The 23,371-nt window shown below is 58.3% G+C and carries 15 protein-coding genes and 1 riboswitch; of the genes, 7 read left to right on the forward strand and 8 right to left on the reverse strand.

Features of this window, described 5'->3' with window-relative positions; genetic code table 11:
- The first annotated feature begins 9 nt into the window (after positions 1–9).
- Positions 10–900, forward strand: a complete 891-nt coding sequence (gene malG / locus ACTJJ1_RS18695) for a maltose ABC transporter permease MalG (protein ID WP_004948829.1) — start codon at positions 10–12, stop codon at positions 898–900.
- Positions 901–1,118: 218 nt separating this feature from the next.
- Here malG and psiE read toward each other — a convergent pair whose 3' ends face one another.
- Positions 1,119–1,526, reverse strand: a complete 408-nt coding sequence (psiE, locus tag ACTJJ1_RS18700; protein ID WP_004948831.1) for a phosphate-starvation-inducible protein PsiE — start codon at positions 1,524–1,526, stop codon at positions 1,119–1,121.
- A 223-nt stretch (positions 1,527–1,749) separates the two neighbouring features.
- Here psiE and ACTJJ1_RS18705 point away from each other — a divergent pair, with 223 nt between their 5' ends.
- Positions 1,750–3,186, forward strand: a complete 1,437-nt coding sequence (locus ACTJJ1_RS18705; protein ID WP_004948834.1) for a capsule assembly Wzi family protein — start codon at positions 1,750–1,752, stop codon at positions 3,184–3,186.
- Positions 3,187–3,255: 69 nt separating this feature from the next.
- On the opposite strand, the gene pgi is transcribed toward ACTJJ1_RS18705, so the two are convergent.
- Positions 3,256–4,902, reverse strand: a complete 1,647-nt coding sequence (gene pgi, locus ACTJJ1_RS18710) for a glucose-6-phosphate isomerase (protein WP_006328370.1) — start codon at positions 4,900–4,902, stop codon at positions 3,256–3,258.
- Between the two features lie 228 nt (positions 4,903–5,130).
- On the opposite strand from pgi, the gene ACTJJ1_RS18715 reads away from it, so the two are divergent.
- The 5 genes from ACTJJ1_RS18715 (at position 5,131) to ACTJJ1_RS18735 (ending at position 16,687) form a co-directional block, all read left to right on the forward strand.
- Positions 5,131–6,939 (forward strand): cation:proton antiporter, encoded by a 1,809-nt coding sequence (locus ACTJJ1_RS18715; protein WP_004948840.1) that lies wholly within the window; start codon positions 5,131–5,133, stop codon positions 6,937–6,939.
- A 52-nt stretch (positions 6,940–6,991) separates the two neighbouring features.
- Positions 6,992–7,186: riboswitch (Lysine riboswitch) on the forward strand.
- Between the two features lie 109 nt (positions 7,187–7,295).
- Complete coding sequence (gene lysC / locus ACTJJ1_RS18720) at positions 7,296–8,663, forward strand: lysine-sensitive aspartokinase 3 (protein WP_004948843.1); 1,368 nt, start codon at positions 7,296–7,298, stop codon at positions 8,661–8,663.
- A gap of 148 nt (positions 8,664–8,811) precedes the next feature.
- Positions 8,812–9,729, forward strand: a complete 918-nt coding sequence (gene panS, locus ACTJJ1_RS18725) for a ketopantoate/pantoate/pantothenate transporter PanS (protein ID WP_440834809.1) — start codon at positions 8,812–8,814, stop codon at positions 9,727–9,729.
- Between the two features lie 412 nt (positions 9,730–10,141).
- A complete protein-coding gene (locus ACTJJ1_RS18730) occupies positions 10,142–11,818 on the forward strand; it encodes a ShlB/FhaC/HecB family hemolysin secretion/activation protein (protein WP_440834810.1) in 1,677 nt (558 codons plus the stop codon).
- A 45-nt stretch (positions 11,819–11,863) separates the two neighbouring features.
- On the forward strand, positions 11,864–16,687 hold the full coding sequence (locus ACTJJ1_RS18735; RefSeq protein WP_440834812.1) for a hemagglutinin repeat-containing protein: 4,824 nt from the start codon (positions 11,864–11,866) through the stop codon (positions 16,685–16,687).
- 51 nt (positions 16,688–16,738) lie between these two features.
- Here the strand turns inward: ACTJJ1_RS18735 and ACTJJ1_RS18740 are convergent, their stop codons facing one another.
- The 6 genes from ACTJJ1_RS18740 to ACTJJ1_RS18765 all read right to left on the reverse strand — a co-directional run bounded on the left by ACTJJ1_RS18740 (position 16,739) and on the right by ACTJJ1_RS18765 (position 23,201).
- Positions 16,739–18,388, reverse strand: coding sequence for a Na/Pi cotransporter family protein (locus ACTJJ1_RS18740; protein ID WP_004948863.1), 1,650 nt, complete (start codon positions 18,386–18,388; stop codon positions 16,739–16,741).
- A 295-nt stretch (positions 18,389–18,683) separates the two neighbouring features.
- Positions 18,684–19,676 carry an ABC transporter ATP-binding protein gene (locus tag ACTJJ1_RS18745; RefSeq protein WP_440834814.1) on the reverse strand — a complete coding sequence of 331 codons (993 nt, stop codon included), beginning with the start codon at positions 19,674–19,676 and terminating at the stop codon, positions 18,684–18,686.
- Between the two features lie 3 nt (positions 19,677–19,679).
- Positions 19,680–20,465, reverse strand: coding sequence for an ABC transporter permease (locus tag ACTJJ1_RS18750; protein ID WP_006328385.1), 786 nt, complete (start codon positions 20,463–20,465; stop codon positions 19,680–19,682).
- A 17-nt stretch (positions 20,466–20,482) separates the two neighbouring features.
- Complete coding sequence (locus tag ACTJJ1_RS18755; protein ID WP_013814769.1) at positions 20,483–21,322, reverse strand: ABC transporter permease; 840 nt, start codon at positions 21,320–21,322, stop codon at positions 20,483–20,485.
- 8 nt (positions 21,323–21,330) lie between these two features.
- The gene (locus tag ACTJJ1_RS18760) at positions 21,331–22,128 is read right to left on the reverse strand and encodes an alkaline phosphatase family protein (RefSeq protein ID WP_119805419.1); all 798 of its coding nucleotides are present in this window, start codon (positions 22,126–22,128) and stop codon (positions 21,331–21,333) included.
- Positions 22,129–22,139: 11 nt separating this feature from the next.
- Positions 22,140–23,201, reverse strand: a complete 1,062-nt coding sequence (locus tag ACTJJ1_RS18765; protein WP_004948876.1) for an ABC transporter substrate-binding protein — start codon at positions 23,199–23,201, stop codon at positions 22,140–22,142.
- Positions 23,202–23,371: the final 170 nt, after the last annotated feature.

A 23,371-nucleotide genomic window follows, 5' to 3' on the forward strand; every position in this document is an offset into this window, starting at 1 on the left:
AGAAAAATAATGGCTATGGTCCAACCCAAATCCCAGCGCCTGCGCCTGTGGATGACTCACACCCTGATGCTGTGCTTTATTGCCCTGATTATGTTCCCGCTGCTGATGGTGGTGACGATTTCACTGCGCTCCGGCAACTTTGCTACCGGCAGCCTGATACCGGAACAGATTTCGTGGGATCACTGGCGCTTGGCGCTCGGCATGAGCGTGACGCACGCCGATGGCAGCGTCACCCCGCCGCCGTTCCCGGTGCTGCTGTGGTTGTGGAACTCGATTAAGATCGCGGTGATCACCGCCATCGGCATCGTCACGCTGTCCACCACCTGCGCCTATGCCTTTGCCCGCATGCGCTTTCGCGGTAAAAGTACGTTATTGAAAAGCATGCTGATTTTCCAGATGTTCCCGGCGGTGCTGTCGCTGGTGGCGCTGTATGCGTTGTTCGATCGCCTGGGCCAGTACATTCCGTTTATCGGCCTGAACACCCACGGCGGGGTGATCTTCGCCTATATGGGCGGCATTGCGCTGCACGTCTGGACCATCAAGGGCTACTTCGAAACCATCGACAATTCGCTGGAGGAAGCGGCAGCGCTGGATGGCGCCAGCCCGTGGCAGGCCTTCCGCCTGGTGCTGCTGCCGCTGTCGGTGCCGATTTTGGCGGTGGTGTTTATTCTGTCGTTTATCGCCGCGATTACCGAGGTGCCGGTGGCGTCTTTGCTGCTGCGCGACGTCAACAGCTACACGCTGGCGGTAGGGATGCAGCAATATCTGAACCCGCAAAACTATTTATGGGGCGACTTTGCCGCTGCGGCGGTGTTGTCGGCCATTCCAATTACCGCCGTATTCCTGCTGGCTCAGCGCTGGTTGGTGGGTGGCCTGACGGCCGGCGGGGTGAAAGGTTAAGGTTTTTGCCACTGCAATGCGCTTGATGTACTTCAGTTCTTTCCGATCAATACCTGTGTCTTCGGCGGCCCTAGGGGCCGCCATTTTTATAGCATACCCAAAATAATTGGAGTTGCAGCAAGGCGGCAAACGTGTAAATCCCCAGGAGCTTACTCAGGTAAGTGACTGGGGTGCACACGTGCAGCTAACGCTGCTGCAGCTTCAAGTATGAAGGGTATTTATTCGCGTTTTAAGCGGTCGGTGTTAGCCAAATAGAGAGTCACGACCAACAGCAATATCGCTCCGGCATAAATCAATGTATCGAATGGGTTTTTATGATCCACTATGATCAAACGAATAATCGCGGTAATGCCGATATAGATGAAATAGCGCAGCGGAAAATGATATCCCGATTCAAAATACTTGACGATCAAGGCGATGAACTCAAAATACAGGAAGTAAATCACGATGCCTTCGATCAACAGATAAGACGATGATTCCTCGCTGTTTACAAACAAGACTTTCGCCAAGTGAATAGTTTCTTTCACCAAAAAAACGATCAGGATCGCCGCCAGCAGCAGCAGCCCGACGTTCAGCACCCGCTGTAACCCCTTCGCAATCATTATCGAGCGCGATGTTTTCGCCATAAGAACCCCCCTTAAATACCGCTAAAATTATCCGCGCATCCTAACATAGGCATTATCTTAAAATTTATATCCTCAATGAAATCTCATTAAACTCAATTTAATTCAAAAGGTTACATTAGGACATTTCTGGTTGATATATTTGTAGCAAATTGAAATGTCAACTATGATGGGACATAGATCTTTACATAAAACTAATAACCTCGAATTAACAAGGGAATTCTTTATGCGCGCTAAACTTAACGGACTGGTCGCGGCGGGCCTGTTTACCTGTGCATTAACCGGCCACGCCGCCGGCCTGGTCACTCCTGATAACGATCTGCGTAACGATCTTGCCTGGTTGTCCGATCGCGGCGTGATTAACGTCAGCTTGTCCACCTGGCCGTTGAGCCAGGAAGAAATCAGCTCGGTTATTTCACAAGCCAAGCCGGTAACCAGTACCGAGAAAAGCGTCATTGACCGTGTTCAGCGCCGTGTCGATGCCCTGAAAGCCAATATTCGCGTCAGCGGTTACGCCTCTACCGACAAACCCGGCACCCCACAGGGCTTCGGCCAGAATGAATATGCTGATGACCGCCTGACTATCGGCGCAGGTGCCAACGGCGAGTTCTGGGACGTGCGCGTCCAGGGTTCTGTCGAGGGCGATCAACGCGTCAGCGACGGTTCAAAATTCAACCTGAATGGCTCCTACGGTGCAGTAAAAATCTGGAACCAATGGCTGTCCTTCGGTGAAGTCTCCCAATGGTGGGGCCCAGGTTACGACGGCAGCCTGATTCGCTCCGACGCCGCTCGCCCGGTGGCCGGCTTTATGCTGCAACGCGCCGACCAGTCTCCGTTTGAAACGCCTTGGCTGTCTTGGATTGGCCGCTGGCAGTACCAGCTGACCGCAGGCCAGCTGTCGCAATATGCTGCAGTTCCCCATACCAAGTTGATTGGCGGTCGTTTCACCATGATGCCGACCGACTTCGTGGAGTTGGGCGCCTCGCGCATCATGCAATGGGGTGGTGAAGGCCGGCCTCAGTCCTGGAGTTCTTTCTGGAATGCGTTTGCCGGCAAGGATAACGATGACTCTGGCAACGGCAACGATCCGGGCAACCAGCTTGCCGGCTTCGATTTCAAGCTGAAAATGCAGCCGCTGATTGGCCTGCCGGTAAGCTTGTATGGTCAGTTGGTGGGTGAAGATGAAGCAGGTATGTTGCCTTCACAAAACACCTATTTACTGGGGCTGGAAGGGCACCCTGAATGGGGCACGACCACCATCAACTGGTCTATCGAAGGGGCTGATACCCGCGCCGATATGAACCGCAAAAACTATGTGTATAACCATTACATCTACAAAGGCGGCTACTATCAGCAGGGTTATCCGCTGGGCCACGCGATGGGCGGCGATGGCCAAATGTTGTCCGGCCGTGTAGAGCTGGTGCTGGATGACAGCCAACGCTGGAGCACCCGTTTGGTGTACGCCAAAGTGAACCCGAACAGCCAGTCAATCAACCAGGCGTTCCCGAAATCCGACACGCTGAAAGGCATTCAGCTCGGCTGGGGTTATACCCTGGATTCCCAGCTCAAGTTTGATACCAGCCTGTGGTATACCGATAACAATGCCAGCAAAGCCGATGACGTGGGCGCAGGCATCAGCTTCGAAGTGCCTATCAATCTGTAAGCATCAGCATCCAGATGTAAAAAAACCCGCCGCGGCGGGTTTTTTGTTGGCATCAATCGGATACAGCTATTAACGCCATTCTTTAAAGCGGTTGATCAGCGCGTTGGTTGAGCTGTCGTGGCTGCTGACTTTCTCGTTACCCGCCAGCTCCGGCAGGATGCGGTTAGCCAGCTGTTTGCCCAGCTCTACGCCCCACTGGTCGAAAGTGAAGATGTTCAGGATCGCGCCCTGGGTGAAGATTTTGTGTTCATACAGCGCAATCAGGCTGCCCAGGCTGAACGGCGTGATCTCACGCAGCAGGATGGAGTTGGTCGGGCGGTTGCCTTCAAACACCTTGAACGGCGCCACGTGTTTGACTTCTTCCGCAGTCTTGCCCTGGGCGGCGAACTCTTCTTCCACCACTTCCAACGACTTGCCGAACGCCAGCGCCTCGGTCTGCGCGAAGAAGTTCGACAGCAATTTAGCGTGGTGGTCGCTCAGCGGGTTGTGGCTGATGGCCGGCGCGATAAAGTCGCAAGGAATCAGCTTGGTGCCCTGGTGAATCAGTTGGTAGAACGCGTGCTGGCCATTGGTGCCCGGCTCGCCCCAGATGATTGGGCCCGTCTGGTAATCCACCGGATTGCCGTTACGGTCTACGTATTTACCGTTCGATTCCATATTGCCTTGCTGGAAGTAAGCGGCAAAACGGTGCATGTACTGGTCGTACGGCAAAATCGCTTCAGTCTCTGCGCCGAAGAAATTGTTGTACCAGATGCCGATCAGCGCCAGCAGTACCGGCAGGTTTTGCTCCGCCGGCGTTTGCGCGAAGTGTTTGTCCATCTCGTGCGCGCCGCTCAGCAGCTGTTCGAAATTCTCATAGCCCAACGACAACGCGATAGACAGGCCAATCGCCGACCACAGCGAGTAACGGCCGCCGACCCAGTCCCAGAACTCGAACATATTGGCTGTATCAATACCAAACTCACCTACCGCCTTGCTGTTGGTGGACAGTGCCGCAAAGTGTTTCGCCACGTGCTTTTGATCGCCGGCGGTGTTCAGGAACCAGTCGCGCGCACTGTGAGCGTTGGTCATGGTTTCCTGAGTGGTGAAGGTTTTGGACGCCACCAGGAACAACGTGGTTTCCGGGTTCAGCGGTTTGAGCGTTTCGGCGATATGGGTGCCGTCAACGTTGGAGACAAAATGCATATTCAGGTGATTTTTGTAAGGACGCAGCGCTTCGGTCGCCATATAAGGGCCGAGATCCGAACCGCCGATACCGATATTCACCACGTCGGTAATCGCTTTGCCGGTGTAACCTTTCCAGTCGCCGCCAATCACGCGGTCGCAGAACTGTTTCATCTTGGCCAGCACCGCGTTCACTTCCGGCATCACGTCTTTGCCGTCAACGATAATCGGGCTGTTGCTGCGGTTGCGCAGGGCAACGTGCAGTACCGCACGGTCTTCGGTACGGTTGATTTTCTCGCCGGCAAACATCGATTTGATCGCGCTTTGCAGATCGGTCTCTTTCGCCAGTGCCTGCAGCTTCTCCAGCGTTTCTGCGGTAATGCGGTTTTTTGAGTAGTCCACCAGCATCTGATCGTTGAAGGTGGCCGAGAAGCGGGAGAAGCGCTCTTTGTCCTGAGCGAACAGATCGCTGATCCGGACGTCTTTCATCTGTTCAAAATGTTGCTGCAGGGCTTGCCAAGCAGCGGTTTGACTAGGATTGATATTTTTCATAGCAACACTCTTAGGCTTGAGAATAAATGTGACGTGGTTGCCCGATTGTAGCCTGTTCGACCGTGATTATGATCTCTTTTCTTGCGATAGGCGCTAACTGTCAAACGTCCCCTGCATCGTTTCAGCCATTCCCCTATACTTTTGGATAACAGCCTGTTATCGGGGTTGCCGAACTGTCACTGAAATGTGCCATTGTTGCTGATAACCAATTCGAGAAGGACCTCCGCCATGGAATTATCTGCCCCACTGATGTTGGTTGTCATCGGGTTAAGTTCACTGCTGGCGCAATGGCTGGCCTGGCTGTTGAGACTGCCGGCCATTTTGCCGCTGCTGCTGTTTGGCATCGTGCTGGGGCCGGCGGTGCATCTGGTCCAGCCGGACGCGCTGTTCGGCGATCTGCTGTTCCCGCTGGTGTCGCTGTCGGTGGCGATCATTTTATTTGAAGGCGCGCTGACGCTGCGGGTAGAGGAGATACGCGGCTTGGGCGGCGTGGTGCGTAACCTGGTGACCATCGGCATGCTGATGACCTTCCTGGTGATCGGCGTCGCCTGCTGGTGGCTACTGGACTTTCCGCCCGAGCTGGCAGCGCTGATCGGCGCGGTTACGGTGGTGACCGGGCCTACGGTGATAGCCCCGCTGATGCGCGTGGTGCGGCCCAATGCCAATATCAACCAGGTGCTGCGCTGGGAAGGGATAGTGATCGACCCGGTTGGCGCTATCTTCACCCTGTTGGTATTTGAATTTATCGTGCTGAAGCAGCATTCGGAGTCCTATACCCACCTGTTCTGGACGCTGGGTATCACCGTCGCCGTCGGCCTGGCGATCGGCGCGCTGTTCGGTTATCTGCTGGGGCTGGCGCTGCGCCGCGTCTGGCTGCCGCGCTACCTGCAAAACCTGGCGGTACTGGCGATCATGTTGACCGCCTTTGGCGTGTCCAACGCCATTGCCGACGAATCCGGCCTGTTGACCGTGACGGTGATGGGCATTTGGCTGGCCAATATGCGCGATGTGGATACCAGCGACATTCTGGCATTCAAGGAAGAGCTGTCGGCTATCCTGATTTCTGCGCTGTTTATCATTCTGGCGGCGCGGCTGGATATTCATGCGCTGTGGAACATGGGCTGGCCGCTGTTGGGCCTGCTGCTGGCGGTACAGTTTATCGCCCGGCCGCTGTGCATTGCGGTGTCGACCTGGCGTTCTTCACTGCATTGGCGCGATCGCCTGCTGCTGTGCTGGATCGCCCCACGCGGCATCGTCGCCGCCGCAGTCAGTTCGCTGTTTGCCCTGACATTGCAACGCAGCGGTTATCAGGGCGCCGATCGGCTGGTGACCGTGGTGTTCGCCGTCATCATCGGCACCGTGGTGTTGCAGAGCCTGACCAGCGGCATGATGGCGCGCTGGCTGCGAGTACAGCAGCAAAAACCGCGTGGCGTGCTGATCGTCGGTGCCAACAGCGTGGCGCGCATGCTGGCGCAGGCGTTGATAAAAATGAACATCCCGGTGCTTGTCACCGACAGCAGTTGGGAATATTACCGCCAGGCGCGGATGGAGGGCATTCCCGCCTATTATGGGCATGCTTACTCCGAACATGCCGAGAACTACCTCGATCTGAGCGATACCGCGCAGGTGTTGGCGCTCTCGCCCAATCGCCATCAGAATGCGCTGGCGGTGTACCACTTCGGCCATATCTTCGGTGACGAACAGGTCTTCGCCATCCGCTCCGGCGCACCGCTGAAAGGGCGTGGCAACAGCGCGGAAAGCTCGCGCTTCCGCCGGCACGAAATCCTGTTCAATCAAGAGGCTACCTACGGCCGGTTAAGCAGCCTGATCGCCAAAGGCGCCACCATCAAAGCCACCAAGCTGAACGAAAACTTTGGCTGGCTGGAATATCTGGAAAAACATCAGGGCGTTATTCCGCTGTTGTGTCAACGCGAGGACGGCAAGCTGCAACCGATAGGCACCGGTTTTGTCCCCGCCATACCCTGCACGCTGATAGCGCTAGTGCAAATTGAAAATACCTCAACGTCTGACCGTTGACACAAGCGCAATAACCGGCTATTCCTATCAGCCTACTTGCGCACCCGGTGCGCAAGCCAGAAGAGGCGCGTCGCCCAGGTAGAGTGTCAGAGGAGCCGTTTTCCCATGACGGCACTTGAGGGGGAGCGACGCCGAGGTAGGGTGATGTACGGCATTCATCGTATCGGCTACAGGGGCTGAATCCCCTGGGTTGTCACCAAAGTTTGCCCCGCAGGGGCAATCAGCAAGGTGGGGCGCTTCTGGGTGTATCGTAGTTTCAACCTCTACGTCTGCCCCCTGTTTATCGCTCTCCCCTTGTGCCAAGGCTATGGAAAAAAGTGCTCTCAAAATAGGGCAACCCTGACACGAGGTTTTACATGAACCAAGCAGCACCCCAAAATTCTACCGTTGTGGCTAAATTCGGCGGCACCAGCGTCGCCGACTATGCAGCCATGAACCGCAGCGCCGACGTCGTGCTCGCCAATCCGCAAGTGCGCCTGGTGGTCCTGTCCGCTTCGGCGGGCGTCACCAATCTGCTGGTCGCGCTGGCTGAAGGCTGCGATGGCGACAAACGCAGCGCCCGGCTCGATGAAATCCGCCGCATCCAGTACGCCATTCTCGACAGCCTCGACAAGCCGGCGGTGATCCGCGACGAAATCGACCGCATGCTGGAAAACATCGCCATGCTGTCCGAAGCGGCAGCGCTGGCGACCTCTACGGCGCTGACCGACGAGCTGGTCAGCCACGGCGAACTGATGTCCACCCTGCTTTTCGTTGAGATCCTGCGGAGCCGCAACGTGCAGGCTGAGTGGTTTGACGTGCGCAAAGTGATGCACACCGACGATCATTTCGGCCGCGCCACGCCGGACAGCGCCGCATTGCACGAACTCACCCAAACCCTGCTCAAGCCGCGCCTGCAGGAAGCGCTGGTGGTCACTCAAGGCTTTATCGGCAGCGAACCGAAGGGCCGCACCACCACGCTGGGCCGCGGCGGCAGCGATTACACGGCCGCCCTGTTGGGCGAAGCGCTGAACGTCAGCCGGGTAGATATCTGGACCGACGTGCCGGGCATCTACACCACCGACCCGCGCGTTGTCCCTACGGCGAAGCGCATCGACAGAATCACCTTTGAAGAAGCGGCTGAAATGGCCACCTTCGGCGCGAAAGTGCTGCACCCGGCGACCCTGCTGCCGGCAGTACGCAGCGATATTCCGGTGTTTGTCGGTTCCAGCAAAGATCCGTCCGCCGGCGGCACCCTGGTGTGCAATACCACCAAAAACCCGCCGCTGTTCCGTGCATTGGCATTGCGCCGCAAGCAAACCCTGCTAACGCTGCACAGCCTCAATATGCTGCACGCACGCGGTTTCCTGGCCGAAGTGTTCAGCATTCTGGCGCGCCACAATATTTCGGTGGATTTGATCACCACCTCCGAAGTCAGCGTGGCGCTGACCATGGACACCACCGGCTCCACCTCCACCGGCGGCAGCCTGCTGACCACCTCGCTACTGACCGAGTTGTCGTCGCTGTGTCGGGTAGAAGTGGAGGAGAACCTGGCGCTGGTGGCGATAATCGGCAACAAGCTTTCCCAGGCCTGCGGCGTGGGCAAAGAGGTGTTCGGCGTGCTTGACCCGTTCAATATCCGCATGATCTGCTACGGTGCCAGCAGCTACAACCTGTGCTTCCTGGTACCGGGCGATGACGCCGAACAGGTAGTACGTACTCTGCACCACAATCTGTTCGAATAACCGGATCTCATCCCATTGCGGGCGCAGCAGGCTGCGCCCCTACTTCTAAAAAAGGCCGTTCATCATTCGCAGGGGTCCTGCACGCTGAACCCGCAAAAAACACAACGCCATCCCACAGTTCTCTTTTTGGCTAAGGAAAACCACATTCATGCTGGCATTACTAACCCGATTATTCCCCCTGTGGGCGGTGCTGCTCGCCGCCGCCGCCTACGCTACGCCCACCACTTTCACCGGTATTGGCCCGTACGTCAGCCCGCTGCTGATGCTGATCATGTTCGCCATGGGCGTCACGCTGCGGCTGGATGACTTCAAGCGCGTGCTGTCTCGCCCCGCGCCGGTGGCTGCGGGCATCTTTCTGCATTACCTGATCATGCCGCTGGCGGCCTGGTTGCTGGCGATGCTGTTCCATATGCCACCGGATCTTTCCGCCGGTATGGTGCTGGTCGGCAGCGTCGCCAGCGGTACCGCTTCCAACGTGATGATCTATCTGGCAAAAGGAGACGTTGCGCTGTCGGTGACCATTTCGGCGGTCTCCACGCTGGTGGGCGTATTCGCCACGCCGCTGCTGACCCGCCTGTATGTCGATACCGAAATCAGCGTCGATGTCATGGGCATGCTGCTGAGCATCCTGCAGATCGTCGTGATCCCGATTGGTCTCGGCCTGATCGTGCATCACACCTTTACCAAAACCGTCAAACGCGTTGAGCCGTTCCTGCCGGCGCTGTCGATGGTCTGCATCCTGGCGATCATCAGCGCGGTGGTCGCAGGCAGCCAGAGCCACATCGCCTCCGTCGGGCTGGTGGTGATCATCGCGGTGATCCTGCATAACGGCATCGGGCTGCTGAGCGGCTACTGGGGCGGCAAGCTGTTCGGCTTCGACGAATCCACCTGCCGCACGCTGGCTATTGAAGTCGGCATGCAGAACTCCGGGCTGGCGGCGACGCTGGGCAAGATTTACTTCTCACCGCTGGCCGCGCTGCCAGGTGCCCTGTTCTCCGTGTGGCATAATCTCTCCGGCTCTCTGCTGGCAGGTTACTGGTCCGGGCGACCAATCAAGAAAAAATAATCTCACTCCGGGGCGCAGCCATTTGCGCCCCGCTCCACTTCTGCGAAATTTCGTATTTCCTCCCGGTTGGATTGTCATAATTATCCCCATCCCTTATTATCCCCCGACAAAATAAAATTCAGATTCTTCTTAATTCTGCCGATAACCGGGAGTAAGAGCGAAAAAGAAAAAACCCAACAAGTGGGTCTTATTACCTCATTTGGGGTAATTGACGGGCATGCATCGAAAAATAAAAACAAGCAGCCTAATTATTATTGGAAAGAATAAAAACCCACCTTCTTATTTGCCCAGAGCAATAAAAGAACCCCGCAATGTGATTGTCGCTCGCTGTTTCGGGCCGGCCGCCGGCCGTCCGTTATTGACCTCATGGATTGAGCAGGCTGCCCCCGGCGGCTTCTCATAATGGATTACAATGATTAAAAAAACTGCCGCCCTGGCGCTGCTGTTCAGCACCGCACTCCCCGCCGCTACCCTGCCCGAAATGGGCGATTTTTCACCGATGAGCGAATCACGTCGCGCCCTGCAAGACAGCACGCGTGAAGTGAATCAGCAGATAGAACAGCGCCGTTATCAGCAGCTCAAGCAGCAACAATTGTTGGCGGAACCTGCGCCTGCAGCCCCGACGCTACCGCATTCTGCGCAGTGCCTGCCGATCGCCGGCGTGTATTTACAGGGGATCACCCTGCTGTCTGCGAAGGATTTGGCGGCGCTGAGCGCACTGCCGCAACGCTGTATCAGCAGCAATGACATTAACCGACTGACGCGTGAATTAACCCGCTTATACGTTGATAAAGGCTACATCACCGCGCGCGTGCAATTTATTCGCCCTAATGCCGATGGCGAATTAGGGCTGCGGGTCACCGAAGGGTTTATCGAAAAAATAGAGGGCGGCGACCGCTGGGTGAATAGCCAATTATTATTCCCCGGGCTCGAAGGCAAGCCCTTGAAATTAACTCAGCTCGATCAGGGATTGGATCAGGCCAATCGTTTGCAATCAAACAAAACCCGGCTGGATATATTGCCCGGCACCCAAACGGGCGGTTCTATTATTCGCCTGAATAACCAGCACGCCAAGCCCTGGCAACTGACCGCCACGGCGGACAATTATGGACAAAAAACGACCGGTCAGTGGCTGGCGCGCACGACCGCCACGCTGGACAGCCCATTCGGCCTGTCGGATTTCGTCAGCCTGAACGCCACCAGCACGCTGACAAACCCGGCGCAGCGCTATAACCGCGCCTACACCCTGCTCTATTCCCTGCCCTATGGCGCTTTCACCTTCAGCGGATTCGCCAGCTATTCGGAATACGTGAACCATCAACAGCTGACGTTCAACCGCTATAAGCTGCACGGCCAGACTCAGCAATACGGCCTGCGCGGCGACTATGTTTTTTACCGCGACCGCGATCAGATCAACACCCTCAACGGCCAGCTCACCCATAAACGCATCGATAACTATTTCGACACCGTGCGCATCGGCCTCAATAGCCCAACGCTCAGCCTGTTTGAGCTGGGGATCAACCACCTGCAGATCCTGCCCACCGGCCTGATCAGCGCCAACCTCAGTGTGGAGCAGGGATTACCCTGGTTTGGCGCGGATCGCCACGCCGCTGCCGGGCTACCCGACGCTCAATTCACCAAGGGCAAACTGTTTGCCAACCTCAGCCAACGTGTGCAGCTTGCCGGTTCAACTTATCAGCTCAGCAACCTGCTGTATGGGCAATACAGCCGCGACAGCCTGCCTGGCGTGGAATGGCTCAGCCTGACCGACCGCAGTGCGATCCGCGGGTTCAGCCGCAGCACGCTGTCCGGCGACAACGGTTGGTATCTGCAAAATACCCTGTCGCGCAGCGTCAACCTGGGCCAGAGCACCCTTACCCCGCGCGTCGGCGCCGACGTCGGCCGGGTCCTGCCGCGCGACAACCGGCCATCAGGCTGGCAAAGCAGCGCCGGTCTGAGTACCGGTGCCACTCTGCGTTACCGGCGGGCAATTCTCGACATAGAAGCCAGCCGTGGCTGGATCCTCTCCGGGCACCCGATGCCCGATGATCCGATCCAGCTACTGGCACGCTTCTCATACACCTTTTAGTCAGCGCTTTTTTGCACAACCACAGCGATATAGGGAGATACATGGATGAAAAACAATAACTTCAGGCTTTCCGCAGCGGGCAAGCTGGCCGCGTCACTGGCGATTATTCTCGCCTCGTACGGCGCCGGCTACGCGGGGGAGATCGTGGCGGCCAACGGGGCTAATGGCCCCGGCGTTTCAACCGCCGCCACCGGCGCGCAGGTAATCGACATCGTGACGCCCAACGATCACGGACTGTCGCATAACCAGTATCAGGACTTTAACGTCAATCAACCCGGCGCCGTGCTGAATAACTCACGCGACGCAGGGCTGTCGCAGCTGGCCGGCCAACTGGGCGCCAACCCAAATTTGAATGGCCAGGCAGCCAGCGTGATCCTCAATGAAGTGATCAGCCGCAACCCGTCACTGTTGCACGGCCAACAGGAAATCTTCGGTATGGCGGCCGACTACGTACTGGCGAATCCGAATGGTATCAGCTGCGACGGCTGCGGCTTTATCAATACCAGCCGTTCATCGCTGGTGGTGGGTAACCCGTTGGTGGAAAACGGCATGCTGCAAGGCTACAGTACGCTGGGCAACCGCAATGTCTTGAGTCTTGAAGGTAAGCTGAACGCCGGTGGCGTGCTGGATCTGATCGCGCCGAAAATCGACAGCCGTGGCGAGGTGATCATCGCACCGGCATTCGATAAAAAAACCGGAAAAATGGTGTCGGATATTAATGCCATCAGCGGCAATAACCGCCTATCGCGCGATGCGCGAGTGCTCAGCAGCGAGCAGCCGCTGAGCGCGCTGGACAGCTACTACCTCGGCAGCATGCAGGCCGGGCGCATCAACATCATCAACACCGCGGCGGGCAGCGGCGTGAAGCTGGCAGGCAGCCTGCGGGGCAGCGACGAAATCAGCGTGAAAGCCTATGACATTCGCGCCGAGAGCAAGATCAGCAACGCAAGCACCCAGCATGACAGCAATGAGAACTACCAAAACTATCGCGGCGGCATCTACATCAACGACCGCAGCACCAACCAGAAACTGACCCGTACCGAGCTGGCGGGCAAAAATATCAGCCTGCTGGCCGATAACAGCAACCACCTGAGCGCCACCGATATTCGCGGCGATGAGATAAAGCTGCAAGGCGCCAGCCTGACGTTAGACGGCCAACAACTGAAGCAAACCCAGGGTCAGACCAACGACCGATGGTTCTATTCCTCGCAGTACGACGTTACGCGGGAAAATGAGCAGCTCCAGCAGGTTGGCAGCACCATTACCGCGACCAAAAACGCCACGCTGACTGCCACGGTGCAAGATGTGAAGTTGCTCGGCGCCACGGTTACAGCAGGCGACGCGCTAAAAATCGAAGCCAGGCGCGATGTGCAGATCGCCGGGTTGGTCGAGCGGGACAAAACCAGCGAACGCGGTTACCAGCGCAACCACACTTCCAGCCTGCGCACCGGCAATTGGAGCAACAGCAACGCAACCGAGAGCCTGAAGACCAGCGATTTGCGCGCCGGCGGTGAACTGGATCTGACGGCCGGCAATAACCTGGTCACTCAAGGAGCCAAGGTCCATACGAAGGGCAACCTTACGATAAACGCCAAAGAACGGATCAACATCGACGTACAAAAGACCGTCAATACGAAAACGGTTAGCGACAATACAACCTCATGGGGCGGGATCGGCGGCGGCAATAATCAAGACAACAGCAACCGTCGCGAGATCAGCAACGCCTCCGAACTGACCGCCGATGGCGTGTTGAGGCTCAACGGCAAACAGGGCGTGACCATTACCGGCAGCAAAGCGAGAGGCAAACAGGGCGGCTTCGTCGAAGCCACCGCCGGTGGCCTGCGTATTGATAACGCCCTCAGCACCACCGTGGACAAGATTGATGCCCGCACGGGCACCGTTTTCAACATCACCAGCAGCTCGCAGAAATCCAACAACAGCCACCAACAGACTATCGGCAGTGAGCTGGTTTCCGATACCAATCTGCAGTTGGTCAGCCATAAAGATACCGACGTGGTAGGCAGCCAGGTGAGCAGCGTCGGCAAACTGGACGTCCGCTCCGGCGGCAATATCAACGTCAAGGCCGCCGAACAGCAGCAAAACATCGACGAACAGAAAACAGCGCTCGCCATCAACGGCTATGCCAACGAGAAAAGCGATAAGCAATACCGTGCAGGTCTGCGCATCGAACATACCCGCGACAGCGAGAAAACCACCCGCACCGAGAACCAGGCCGCCATGCTGAGCGGCGGCAGCGTGGCGCTGAACGCAGATAAAGACGTGACCTTCAGCGGTTCCAAACTGGTCGCCACCCAGGGCGATGCCAGCATCAGCGGCGATAATGTCGCTTTTCTGGCGGCCGATAACAAAACCGCCTCTGACACCGAAAAAACCAACATCGGCGGCGGCGTCTATTACACGGGCGGCATCGACAAACTCGGTTCCGGCATCGAGGGGGGCTATGAGAACAGCAAAACCCATGCAGAAAGCAGCAAAGCCGTCACCTCCGGTACCCATGTCGCAGGCAACCTGACCATTACCGCTAAAAATCGGCTCACCCAGCAGGGCGCGCAGCATCAGGTAGGTGGGAAATATCAGGAAAACGTCGCCAACGTCTCCCATCTTGAGGCCACTAACAGCGAGAGCAGCACTACCCGCAAAACAGACGTCGGCGTGGATATCGGCGCTAACGTCGATTACAGCGCTGTCACCCGCCCGGCCGAACGCGCGGTGGGCAAAGTTGCCCAGTTGGATGCCAACGGCGTAATTAACGAAATCGGCGGTATCGGCGCGCCGAATGTCGGGCTGGATATCGGCGCCAAGGGCGGCAGCAGTGAAACACGCACCGGCGATTCAAAGGCGGTAGTCAGCAAAATTACCGCCGGGGAGATAGAGGTGTCCGCCACCGGCGAGGTCCACGATCGCGGTACCCAATATCAGGCGACTCAAGGTGCAGTCACGCTGACGGCGGACAGCCATCGCAGTGAGGCGGCGGAAAACCGCCAACAGGAAAACCACAGCGAAACTCACGGCAGCGCCGGCTTACGCGTCTATACCACCACCGGCAGCGATTTGACTGTGGACGCCAAAGGCGAAGGCGGCAGCAAACGCAGTGAAAGTTCGGCCAGCCAGGCGGTCACCGGCAGCATCGGCGCCGCCAAGGGTATCGACATCCGGGTTAAAAAGGACGCCGTTTATCAGGGCACCGCGCTGGACGCCGGTGACGGCAAAGTGCGGGTGAAAGCCGAAGAGGGCAACATCCGTTTTGATCAGGCCACCGATACCCACCATGAGAGCCACAGTGGCTTCACGGTCAAGGCCTCGGCCAAAGGCGGCTCCACGCCAGAAACCAAAAACGTTGGCGTCGGGTTAGGCGGTGGTCGCAGCCAGGGTGAAAGCGACGGCAGTAGCGCACACGTCAGCAACATCGGCGGTAAACAGGGCGTGGAGCTGGATGCAGGCCGCGATCTGTCGCTGCAAGGCAGCGTGCTGACCAGCGACGGTGACGTTACGCTCAAGGCGGGCAATCAGGTTGCACTGACGGCGACGGACGCCCACCAGAGGCGTAAAGATGACAGCCTGTCGGGCAATGTCGATCTCGGTGGCAACAGCACCGACTCCGCCAAAAAGAGCGGCGGCGGCATCTCCCTTGGCGGCGCATTTGATATCGCCAAGGTGGATGAATCCTCCACCACCCATCAGGGCGGCAAGATCACCAGCGGCGGTGCCGTGAAGATTACCGCCGGCGGCACGGAGAGTAACGCGTTGCATTTACAGGGGGCTGAAGTCACCGGTAATAGCACCACGCTCGAAGCAAAAAACGGCGGTATCGTGCTGGAGTCGGTGCAAAACCAGGAGCAGAAAAACAATCTGAACCTGGGGCTGAAGGCCAACGCCAAAGGCGGTCAATCCTTCAACAAGGATGCCAACGGCCAGGTTGACGCCACCAGCGGCAGCGACACTCACACCCTGGGTGCCGGCGTGAAGGTCGGCGTGGATAAACTGGAGAAAACCACTCAGGGCAATACCCTGATTAACGCCGGGAAAGTGACGCTCAACAGTGGTAAAGACACCCAGTTGGCCGGCGCCAGGGTGGACGCCGATCGGGTGCAGGGCAAGATCGATGGCGATCTGCGCGTCGAAAGCCGCAAAGACAGCGAAAGCAGCGTGAAGGTCGATGTGGATGTCGGTCTGAGCCACACCAACGATCCGACCAGCAGCATAACCAGCAAACTGTCGAAAGTGGGTACCCCGCACTACGCGGGTAAGGTGAAGGAGAAGCTGGAGGGCGGCATCAACAAGGTCGCTGACGCCACCACCGACAAGTACAACAGCGTAGCTCGTCGCCTCGATCCTAAGCAGGACACCACCGGCGCGGTCAGCTTCAGCAAGGCTGAGGGTAAGGTCACCCTGCCGGAAACGCTGGTCGGGGAAAAAGAGAAAGGCCCTTTGTGGGATCGCGGCGCTCGCTTCCTGGGCAACAAGTCCAAAGAAGCCCTGACCGGCCCTGCCGGGCTGCAAGGGCAATTCAAGGTGAACGCCGATGTGGTCGATAACGATGCGGTTGGCGTGCAGTCCGCCATCAGCGGGAAAAATGGCGTTGCGCTGAACGTGCAAGGCGAAACCCACCTGACCGGCGGTGAGATCCGCAGCCGGCAGGGCCAGGTAGCGCTGGGTAACGGCAAGGTGGAACAGCAGGACGTGGCGGGCAACCGCTATCAGGGCGGCGGGCACCTTGATGCGGCGGCGTCTGCCGGCGCGCTGCTCGGTATCGCCGGTAAAAGCGTCGTCAAACTGGAAACGCCGGTTGGCGGCTACATCAATAATCAGGCCGCCGATGCCAAGGCGGGGATCTTTTCGGGTAAATAAACCGCGGTAAATAAACCTGGCACTGCCCCCGGCTTAACCGGGGGCAGTTTTTTACAGGGTGCTCGGCGTATCGTCCCACTCACGCTCATCATCGCGTTCGTCCTGATCCAGCACGTTATACGCCACGGCGCAAAACAGCGAGTTCAGGCGTTTCATATCCCCCAACAGCCCCAGATGCAGCGAACTGGTTTCGATGCTTTGCACGTTTTGCTGATGCAGACGATCGACGTGCGCATGCGCGTAGCGGCGATCCAGAATGCGGAAACGGTGTTTGGAGCGTCGCAGCCGTTTGGCGCTGGTAAGATCGCCGGACAGGAACACCGACAGGCTCAGGCGCAGGTTGCCGACCAGCCGCTCATGCAGCGTATCCAGCTCCGCCAACCCTTCCGCCGAGAACGCCCGCCGCGCCGCGTGCGATTTCGCCGCCACATCGCCGGTCATGCGCTCAATGATGTCCCCGGCCTGCTCCAGGTTCAGCGCCATTTCGATGATTTCCGCCCAACGGCGCGAATCCTCTTCGCCCAAATCCTCTTTCTGGATCTGCGCCAGATACAGCTTGATGGCGGTATACAGCACGTCGACATCGTCGTCCAACCGGCGCACCTCTTTATCCTGCCCATTCTTGCCGTGCAGCACTTCGCGGTGCAGGATCATCATATGCTCCACCACGTCGCCCATGCGCAGGGTTTCACGCGCCGCATTGGCCAACGCCAGCGTCGGCGTATCCAACGCGCTGGCGTCCAGATGCCGCGGCCGCAGGCGGGGATCGTCGGCCGCCACATCGGCGATCAGGGTTTCGCATAAACGCGCCATCGGCCCGGCCAGCGGGATCAGTATCAGGCAGCGGATCAGGTTGTAGAAGACGTGAAAATAGATCACCAGTTCTTCGTTTTCGCCCGGCAATCGAGTCATTACCTCTGCCAGATAAGAGACAAACGGCAGCACCAGCACGCAGCCTATCAGCTTGAACAGCAGGCTGCCGAGCGCCACCCGACGGCCGGCGGCGTTCTGGCCGCTGGTATTGATGACCGCCAACAGGCCACTGCCGAGATTGGCGCCAATCACCAGACACAGCGCCACTTTCAGCGAGATCACGCCGGATGCGGTCAGGGTGGCGGTCAGCAACACTGCCGCCAGGCTGGAATAGCTGACGATGGCGAACAGCGCGCCGGTAAGGGCATCCAGCATCACGTCGCCGGTCAGCGACGAGAACAGCACTTTCACACCCGCCGCCTGGGTTATGGGCGTCGCGGCGGCCACGATCAACTCCAGCGCCAGTACGATCAGCCCGAGGCCGATGCACACGCGCCCCATTTGGCCAACCCGGGTTTGCTTGCGGCTGAGGAACAGGAAAACGCCGACCAAAATCAACAGCGGCGACAACCAGGAAAGATCGAAGGTCAGCACCCGTGCCATCAAGGCGGTACCGACGTCGGCACCCAGCATGATCACCAGCGCAGGCGCCAGCCCCACCAGCCCTTGCGCGACGAAAGAGGTGACCAGCAGCGCGGTGGCGTTGCTGCTTTGCACCAGCGCGGTTACGCCGATACCGGAGACGAACGCCAGCGGTTTTTTCTCGACGCTGTCGCTCAATACCCGGCGCAGGTTAGCGCCGTAAACCCGCATAATCCCGGTGCGCACGATGTGGGTACCCCACACTAGCAACGCCACGGAGGAAAGCAGGTGAAGAAGGGTCAACACGGAAAATACGCTCCATTAACGCCCGGCAGGAAAAATCAAATCCATACCCTATGAATTTCGGGCTGCAGGACGGCGGCAAGCGGGTCAATCCCCAGGAGCTTACCCAAGTAAGTGACTGGGGTGAGACCGCACGGCCAACACACCTGCTGCTTGAAAGGTGACGGGTATGGCAGGCTATCCTGCCTGCCGGGCGGTAGTCGGGCAGGACAGCGGTAACAGGCTGCAGACCGCATATTGGAGGGTTAACGCAACGGCAGGCATTACCCTGGAGTTATCATTGATTGCCGCAGCGAAGTCATGCAACTTCCCGTAATGTAACAGTTTCCAAGTGTAGCCCAATTTTGCTGCCGTCGGGCCGCAAATCCTCGACCGACCGGTTGAGCGCGTCAACCAGCAGCTCGACGCCACGAACCTGGACACGGTAGCGTACCACATTCCCCAGCAGGCTATGGCTGAGGATCACCCCCTCGATCCCCTGCCCGGCCGGCAGCAGTGCGATGGATTCAGGGCGTATCGCCACCTTGCCGGCGTAGCTGCGGCCGGTGAGTGCGCTCGCCTGTTCGGCGCTCAGCAAGTTGTAGTTACCGATAAACCCGGCGGCGAAGACGTTAGCCGGCTGGGTGTACAGGGTTTCCGCATCGCCGCTCTGCACGATTTGGCCCTTGTTCATCAGCACGATGCGATCCGACAACGTCAGCGCCTCTTCCTGATCGTGGGTGACGAAGATTGCCGTCAGATTCAGTTCACGCTGGATACGGCGAATCTGCTCGCGCAGGTGCTTGCGGATACGTGCATCCAGCGCCGACAGCGGCTCGTCGAGCAGCAGCAGACGCGGGCGGGTCACCAGCGATCGCGCCAGCGCTACCCGCTGACACTGCCCGCCGGACAGTTGATGCGGGTAACGCTTCGCCAGTTCGGTCAACTCCACCAGCGCCAGCACTTCCTGTACCCGCTGCTGGATCTGCCCGGCCGCCAGTTTCTGCATTTTCAGGCCAAACGCCACGTTGCCTTCAACGGTCATGTTCGGGAACAGCGCATAGCTCTGGAACACCATACCGATGCCGCGCTTTTGCGGCGGCACCGGCACCAGATCCTGGCCCTGCAGCAAGATTTGCCCGCTGTCGACCGACGTCAGCCCCGCCAGACAACGCAGCAGCGTGGATTTACCGCAGCCGCTCGGCCCGAGCAGCGTGACGAACTCGCCCTCCTCGGCGGTGAAATCGATATCCTGAAACACCTGGGTCTGGCCGTAGTGTTTGTTGAGGCGGGTGACGGTGAGATATGCCATGCGTTAACCCTTATTTTTATTCAGCAAATTCGCCAACCAGGTGACAATCAGCACCACGGCGAAATAAGAAATGACCAGTGCGCTGGTGAAGTGGCCGCTGCCGTTGCGCATGTTATAGAGATAAACCTGCAGCGTTTCATACTGGCTGCCCACCAGCAGGTTGGCGAAGACGAATTCGCCAATCAGGAACGAGAACGACAGCAGTACCGCAATCATCCCGCCCTTGCGCAGGTTCGGCAGCACCACCAGCAGCGCCGCCTGCCAGGTGCTGGCGCCCAATAGGTGTGCCGCATCCATCAGATCGCGCAGGTTGATCGCCTGCATGTTGTTGCTGATGGCGCGGTAAATAAACGGCAGAGCAATAGAGAAGTAGCAGCCGATCAGGATCCAGGGCGTACCGAGCAGCGGCAGCGGATCGGCGGCGAACAGCTGCATCAGCCCGACCGCCGACACCACCGGCGGTACGGCGAACGGCAACAGGATCAGCACGTTCATCACCGCGTCCAGTTTGGGAAAATAGTACGCAATCACGAACATCATCGGCAAAATCACCACCACCGCCAGCACCAGGGTGCCGAAACAGATCAGCAATGAGTGCCACAGCGCCAGCAGGAAACGGGGATCGCTCCACAACGCCGTCACCCACTTCAGGGTAAAACCGTCCGGCAGGATGGTGGCGCCCCACTGAGTGGCCAGCGCGTAAATCAGCGTCGCCGCCAGCGGTAGCAGCAGGATCAGCAACAGCAGACTGGTCACCACGCGGTGGTAGCCGGTTTCAAAACGGGACATGGCCGCCCTCCGCAACATTATGAGCGCGCATTCAGGTAACTCCTGCGCAACAGCCATTGGTGGATCAGGGTAATGAACGCCATCATCGCCACCAACAGCATCGCCAGCGCGCTGGCCAGGTTCGGGTCGAGGGAAATATCCCCCGCCACCAGCGACGAAATACGTATCGGTATCACGTTGAAATTGCCGGTGGTCAACGCATATACCGTGGCATAGGCGCCCAGCGCGTTAGCTAGCAGGATGACAAAGGTGCCCATCAGCGCCGGCGCCAGCACCGGCAGGCCGATATGCCGCCAGTAGCGCCACGGGCTGGCGCCGAGCAGCGATGCCGACTCGCGCCAGTCCTCACGCAGCGCGTCGAACGCCGGGTACAACAGCAATACGCCCAGCGGGATTTGGAAGTAGGTGTAAAGCACGATCAGCCCGGTTTTGGAGTAAAGATTAAAACTCTCCATCAGGCCGTACTTGCGCAGCAGCAACGTCAGGCAGCCGTTCAACCCCAACAGGATGACAAAGGCGAAGGCCAGCGGCACCCCGGCAAAGTTGCTGGTCATATTGGTAAACGACATCACAAAATCGTGGAACCGCGTCTGGCCCAATTGACGCAGCGAGTAACTGCCGACCAGGGCAATCAGCAGCCCGTAAACGCTCGACCAGAGGGAAATCTCCAGCGAGAACTGAAACGCCTGCAAATAGAACGGCGAGGTCAGGACGTCAACGTAATTGCCCAGCCCCCAACCGCTGGTCTGGCTGAAAAAACTGCTGACCGCAATCCACACCAGCGGCGCGATTTGAAACGCGCCGAACAGCAGAATAAACGGCAGCAGGCACAGCGCGGCAATCCACTTAGCTTTCATGTTCACCCTTATGCCAACAGCGCACGGCAGCGCGGCTTGTCGTGCGCCACCTGCAGCACCTCGCACAGCGTGCCGCACAGGTCGGTTTGCTGCGGATTGGCGTCGTTCTGGCTGAAAGCCGCACCGAACACGAACAGCGGCACCTGTCGCTCCTCCGGCAATACACCACCGTGGCTGCGGTCGTCATTCATGCCGTGATCGGCCGTCACCATCACCTGATATCCGGCCCTTAACCAGTCGCCCAGATAGCGCGACAGCACGCCGTCGGCATTGCGCGCCGCGTTACGGTACTGCGATGAAGACAGGCCGAAGCGGTGCCCGGCATCGTCGATGTTCATCGGATGGATCAGCAGAAAATCGGGCTGATGACGGCGGCGCAGGCTTTCGGCGTCGTCAAACAGATGGGAGTCCGGGTAGCGGTCGTCGTAATAAAAATGGCCGTGCTGAATGGGCAGTTCGGCATCGTCGGTATGGCGATCGCGCGCGGCGTCGAACGGGGTACGGTTATACAGCTCACTGAACCAATGGTAGGCGGCCGCAGCGGTAGTCAACCCTGCGGCGCGCGCATAGTGAAACACGCTTTGTTGATGCGAGAGGCGCGATACCTGGTTATGCACCACGCCGCTCTCCACCGGCGGCACGCCGGTGAGGATGCATTCATACAGCGGCCGAGAGAGCGAAGGCAGCTCGCTCTCCAGCTGATACAACCGTCCGCGCCCTGCCGCACACTCGGCCTGCAGATACCCCATGGCATCATGCGCCACCTGATAGTTCAGGCCGTCCAGCAGTACGAGGATCGTTTTCATGATGGTTTAACTCACTGCTGCATAAACATAATGACGTTTTCCTGCCACTGGCGCGGCAGCGTTTTGGCGCTTTGCTCCCAGGCCGCCGGATCGGCGATCGGGTGGGCGTTTTTATACTGTTCGGCCGGCAACAGCTTGGCTTTTACGTCGTCCGGCAGCGTCAGGTGTTCCGCACGGATCGGGCGAGCATAGCCGCGTGCCAGGTTGATCTGACCGGCGTCGGAGAAGATGTATTCACGCGCCAGCTTGGCGGCGTTTGGGTGTTTGGCGAATTTGTTGATGATGGTGGTGTAGCCTGACGTGATTGAGCCGTCGGACGGGATCAACACTTCAAAACGGGTTTTGTCGATCTGGTCGCGGTAGTTCAGGCCGTTAAAGTCCCACACCACGCCGACCTGCACTTCGCCTTTTTCCAGCGAGGCGATCACCGGGTTGCTCAGGCTCAGGCGCCCTGCCTTGGCCAACTTGCCGAAGAACTCCAGACCCGGCTTCAGGTTTTTCTCGTTGCCGCCCATGGCGTAAGTGGCCGCCAGCACGCCGCTTGCCGCCTGCGAGGCGGTACCGACGTCACCGATGGTGACCTGATAAGTGCCTTTCAGCAGATCGGCCCAGCTGTGCGGGATCTCTTTCACCTGCTGTTTGTTGATAATGAAGGCGATGGTGCCGGTATAGGCCAGTGCCCAATGGCCATCCTTGTCTTTCGCCCAGCCAGGCACCTGCTCCCAGGTGGACGGCTTATAAGGTTGGGTTACCCCTTTTTGCACCGCGATGGGGCCGAATGCCGCGCCCACGTCACCGATATCCGCCGTGGCATTGCCCTTTTCCGCGTCGAACTTGGCGATTTCCTGCGCCGAGCTCATGTCGGTATCGAGATGCTTCAAGCCGTACTTGCTCTGCAGATCCTGCCAGGTGTCTTTCCAGTTGGCCCAGCTGTCCGGCATGCCGACGCTGTTGACTTCACCTTCCTTCTTGGCGGCCTGCTCCAACGCAGCCAGATCGGGATCAGCGGCCCAGCTCATCTGGCTGGTCAGTACAATGGCACTGGTTAACACAGAAGCGCACAAACGTTTCATAACAGATGCTCCAGGTGGTAGTGTGGGAGTGTCTGGACTAGTCCAGCAAGAACCAAGCCAATCTAACGGACGAATGTGATAATTATATGTCAGCCCAAAAAAGCAGCAGTTTTATCTCATTTACGCCTCAAGAGGCCGCCCGCTGGTCTACCTTAACGGGAGCAATACGC

The sequence above is a fragment of the Serratia sp. 22264 genome (genome assembly GCF_052045345.1).
In the GTDB taxonomy this organism is placed as follows: Bacteria; Pseudomonadota; Gammaproteobacteria; order Enterobacterales; family Enterobacteriaceae; genus Serratia; species Serratia plymuthica.

Excerpts from the sequence above, each read along its gene's own strand:
- malG (WP_004948829.1), top strand. The coding sequence starts at position 10 with ATGGCTATGGTCCAACCCAAATCCCAGCGCCTGCGCCTGTGGATGACT.
- psiE (WP_004948831.1), bottom strand. The coding sequence starts at position 1,526 with ATGGCGAAAACATCGCGCTCGATAATGATTGCGAAGGGGTTACAGCGG.
- ACTJJ1_RS18705 (WP_004948834.1), top strand. The coding sequence starts at position 1,750 with ATGCGCGCTAAACTTAACGGACTGGTCGCGGCGGGCCTGTTTACCTGT.
- pgi (WP_006328370.1), bottom strand. The coding sequence starts at position 4,902 with ATGAAAAATATCAATCCTAGTCAAACCGCTGCTTGGCAAGCCCTGCAG.
- ACTJJ1_RS18715 (WP_004948840.1), top strand. The coding sequence starts at position 5,131 with ATGGAATTATCTGCCCCACTGATGTTGGTTGTCATCGGGTTAAGTTCA.
- lysC (WP_004948843.1), top strand. The coding sequence starts at position 7,296 with ATGAACCAAGCAGCACCCCAAAATTCTACCGTTGTGGCTAAATTCGGC.
- panS (WP_440834809.1), top strand. The coding sequence starts at position 8,812 with ATGCTGGCATTACTAACCCGATTATTCCCCCTGTGGGCGGTGCTGCTC.
- ACTJJ1_RS18730 (WP_440834810.1), top strand. The coding sequence starts at position 10,142 with ATGATTAAAAAAACTGCCGCCCTGGCGCTGCTGTTCAGCACCGCACTC.
- ACTJJ1_RS18735 (WP_440834812.1), top strand. The coding sequence starts at position 11,864 with ATGAAAAACAATAACTTCAGGCTTTCCGCAGCGGGCAAGCTGGCCGCG.
- ACTJJ1_RS18745 (WP_440834814.1), bottom strand. The coding sequence starts at position 19,676 with ATGGCATATCTCACCGTCACCCGCCTCAACAAACACTACGGCCAGACC.
- ACTJJ1_RS18750 (WP_006328385.1), bottom strand. The coding sequence starts at position 20,465 with ATGTCCCGTTTTGAAACCGGCTACCACCGCGTGGTGACCAGTCTGCTG.
- ACTJJ1_RS18755 (WP_013814769.1), bottom strand. The coding sequence starts at position 21,322 with ATGAAAGCTAAGTGGATTGCCGCGCTGTGCCTGCTGCCGTTTATTCTG.
- ACTJJ1_RS18760 (WP_119805419.1), bottom strand. The coding sequence starts at position 22,128 with ATGAAAACGATCCTCGTACTGCTGGACGGCCTGAACTATCAGGTGGCG.
- ACTJJ1_RS18765 (WP_004948876.1), bottom strand. The coding sequence starts at position 23,201 with ATGAAACGTTTGTGCGCTTCTGTGTTAACCAGTGCCATTGTACTGACC.